Here is a 3512-nt window from a genome sequence, read left to right on the forward strand (position 1 = left end):
TGGAGCCGCCGGTACCCTGGATAGGTCCGAAAGCCGTGTTGTTGTAAAGCTTCGGGTTGGATGGGGCGAACTCATACTCTATCGCATCCATGCTGACGCCCAGCTCTTCTGCAATGAGTGTGGTGAGGCCGGTTGCCGGACCCTGCCCTTTTTCAAAATGTTTGACGATCGCAGTCACGGTGCCATCTGCTGCAATCTTTACAAACGGATTGAGCATGGTGGTGTCTGCAGCATTTGCAGCGGCCATAGAGCCGGATGGGGCCACACCAATAACAAGAACGGCGGCAGCAGAGGCTGCTGCCCCTTTGAGGAAGCCACGACGAGAGGACAACACGCTCATATCAAGCCTCCATAATTTCTGATGCACGTACGATTGCGGAACGAATGCGCTGGTAAGTGGCGCATCGGCAGGCGTTGCCGTCCATGTAATCGTCAATTTCTTCCAGTGTCGGCTTTGCGTTTTCAGAGAGCAGGCCAACGGCAGACATGATCTGGCCGGACTGACAGTAACCACACTGGACCACGTCCAGCTCTGTCCATGCCTGTTGCACGGCTTGTGCTGGCGTGGACTTCAGGCCTTCAATTGTGGTGATCTCAGAATCTTCCACATCTTCAATAAACGTTTGACAGGAGCGGACCGGTTCGCCATCCAGATGAACGGTGCACGCACCGCATGAGGCGACACCACACCCAAATTTTGTTCCGGTGAGCTTGAGTTCATCGCGGATCACCCAAAGAAGCGGGGTTCCTGGTTCGGCGTCGACCTTATGCGTCTGGCCGTTCAGCTTTAAAGAAATTGCCATCAAAAAAAATCCCTTTTTTGATCCGTAGCGGTTGGCTGGGTCAGCAATAATCTCAGGCACTGTTTGAATGGGGCAGTGTTGTATGCGGAATGCGCTATTCTGCTTTTTGAGCCTGAAACAAATGATCTGTAGTTATCCCTAGCACTCGCCTCTCTCGCTTTCAGTGGCAAATCGCGCCAAAGTACTGCCATATCGCGCCACTATGTAAATTGGCACTGGCACACCTAGCAAAAATTCGAGATGAAAGAGTGGCAAGACCAATGAGACCGAGCCGAGCATGACGAAACACGCACATCTTTACCCAGGCGCTGCCATGATGGCGCAAATCATTCAGTACCTTGACCTGTCTGTTGACCGGGTGATGCGCCGTGCCGGAGTTTCCATTGAACAGCTGGGTCCGGCAGCCAAGGGCATCACGCAGGCGCAATATTTCGCCATCTGGCATGCGCTGCATCAGGAATATGGCGGCAACGACCTGGCAATCAAACTTGGGCACACCATCAAACAAGGCAGTTTTGTTCCACACGCCTTTGCGTTTTCCTGCAGTCCAAACATTGAAGAAGGCGTGAAGCGTCTTGCGCTGTTCAAACCTCTGATTGCGCCGATCCGGCTGGAAGTTGAGCGTACGGACAGCACAGTCTCCATCTTGTTTACTTCCAGCGATCCGACGGAACCGTTTCCTGAAATTCTGGCCCAGTTCGAGATTGTCTACTTCACCAATTGCAGCCGCACCTTTACCGGAGAGCAGATTGTGCCGCTCAGTGTGGGAGGCCCTGTTGGGGATCTGGACTGGTCTGCTGTTGAAGCGGAATGCGGGGTGAAGGCAACCCCTGCTCCGGTGGCGCACATCACCCTTTCCCTGCAGGATGCCACTCGTCCGCTGATCACACAGATGGAAGGCATGTGGGACACGTTTGAAGATGGGCTGCGCCAGAAATTACAGAGCACGGGCAGTTCTGATGAAATGTCCCGCCGCGTGAAGAATGCGTTACTGGAAAGCCTGCCAGCGGGCCAGAACACCATTGACGTCATCAGCCAGAACCTGAATGCCAGCAAGCGGACCTTGCAGCGCAAATTGAAGGAAGAAGGCAAAAGTTTTCAGGACATTTTGAGCGAGACCCGCGCCGAACTCTCCCAGCACTATCTGGTGCGCAGTGATCTGAGCATTCCGGAAATCTCCTATCTGCTTGGGTACAAGGATACCGGCTCGTTCTTTCGCGCGTTTCACAGCTGGACGGGCAAGACGCCGATGGAAGTGCGTGGGATTGCTTAAGGGTGCCCTAATTTAGCCTCTCATGAAGAAAGCTTCATGAAACCTTGGGCTGGTAAGAGCCCGGCATGGCTATTCTATTTGTTCTTTCGGGATTGCCTGGTGTTGGTAAAACGACCTTGGCAAAGGCCCTTTCTCCGCGCCTGCAAGCCGTTCATTTACGTATTGATTCACTTGAGGCTGCCCTCAAGACCTCCGTTCTTGCGATCTCACCAGCAGAAGATGCCGGTTATGTTGCAGCAGCAGCCGTTGCCAAAGACAACTTGCTGCTGGGCAACAATGTGATTGCGGATGCGGTGAATCCAATTGAGATTACCCGCAACATCTGGCTGGAAGCAGCGCTTGGCGCTAAGGTGAAAGCACTCAACATTGAAGTGATCTGCTCTGATGAGGCTGAACACAAGACGCGTGTTGAGACCAGACACAACGATATTTCCGCGATGTCTCTGCCCAGTTGGGAGGATGTACAGCGGCGACGCTATGAACCGTGGAAGAAGCACCGCCTTGTGGTCGACACCTTTGAAAAACCTGTCGAGGAAAGTGTCGAAGAGATCGTTGAGGCCTTCAGCCAGCTGGTGCGTTACGGGTCTTATTGAGGCTCTCACGCAAACTGGCGGAGTTTCGGGCGGATCATGCTCACGCAAGTTTCCAGAAACAGGCGGGTAAGCCGGGACTGATTTTGCTTGCCAGTGTGCATGGCGTGCAGGTCTATTTCAGGGAACCTCCACTCCGGCAGCACCTCCACCAGACTGCGCCTTTTCAACGCGTCCTGACAGAGAATGGATGGCAGCTCCCCTATTCCCAATCCGGACTTAATCGCAGATTGAAGCGCTGAATAGTCGTTGATGGCGATGTCTGGTGCAAAACGAATGGTCCGCTCTTCGCTTTTCCTGCTCAGTTGCCAGCTGATTTCCGGCTTTTGCCAGAACCCGAAGCCGATCAGGGCGTGTTGTATCAGGTCTTCAGGGCGCTGCGGAGTTCCCTGCTCTGCGATGTAAGAAGGCGAAGCAACCAGAACGTGGCGGTAGGCGGCGAGCTTTGTGAGTGTCAGTCCGGAATCTGGTTTTGGACCAACGCGGAAAGACAGATCAACATTATCCTCGATAAAGTCCAGATTGCGCTCTGATACGATCATGTGGATGCGTACCTGCGGGTATTGCAGGCGAAACTGCCCGATGACCGGAATGAAGAGAGCTTCGGCCAGATTGGGTGGCACGGTGACTTTCAAATCTCCTGACACGGCTGACTGGCTCTGTTCCACCACGCGATCTGCTGCTCTGAACGCTTCCAGTCCCGGTAGACAGGCTTGATAGAACTGGTCGCCGATTTCCGTCAGACGCATGCGCCGCGTCGTGCGTTCCAGCAGTTTTGCTCCCATCTGCGCTTCCAGATCCGCCACCTTTCGGCTGACGGTTGAGAGCGGCAGGGGCAACACCTTG

5 protein-coding genes are annotated in these 3512 nt (G+C 54.1%); 2 read left to right on the top strand and 3 right to left on the bottom strand.

What is annotated here, in order from left to right; genetic code table 11:
* A partial coding sequence (locus tag PPL9_RS33715) for a molybdopterin cofactor-binding domain-containing protein (RefSeq protein ID WP_208989614.1) occupies window positions 1–340 on the bottom strand: 340 nt, incomplete at its 3' end.
* Window position 341: 1 nt separating this feature from the next.
* Window positions 342–803, bottom strand: coding sequence for a (2Fe-2S)-binding protein (locus PPL9_RS24885; protein WP_057465391.1), 462 nt, complete (start codon window positions 801–803; stop codon window positions 342–344).
* Between the two features lie 277 nt (window positions 804–1080).
* On the opposite strand from PPL9_RS24885, the gene PPL9_RS24890 reads away from it, so the two are divergent.
* A complete protein-coding gene (locus PPL9_RS24890; protein ID WP_057465223.1) occupies window positions 1081–2076 on the top strand; it encodes an AraC family transcriptional regulator in 996 nt (331 codons plus the stop codon).
* 65 nt (window positions 2077–2141) lie between these two features.
* Entirely contained in the window at window positions 2142–2669 is a 528-nt protein-coding gene (locus PPL9_RS24895; RefSeq protein ID WP_057465224.1) for an AAA family ATPase, read from the top strand.
* 5 nt (window positions 2670–2674) lie between these two features.
* Here PPL9_RS24895 and PPL9_RS24900 read toward each other — a convergent pair.
* A partial coding sequence (locus PPL9_RS24900) for a LysR family transcriptional regulator (protein WP_057465225.1) occupies window positions 2675–3512 on the bottom strand: 838 nt, incomplete at its 5' end.

The sequence above is a fragment of the Pseudovibrio sp. POLY-S9 genome, from assembly GCF_001431305.1.
Classification (GTDB): Bacteria; Pseudomonadota; Alphaproteobacteria; order Rhizobiales; family Stappiaceae; genus Pseudovibrio.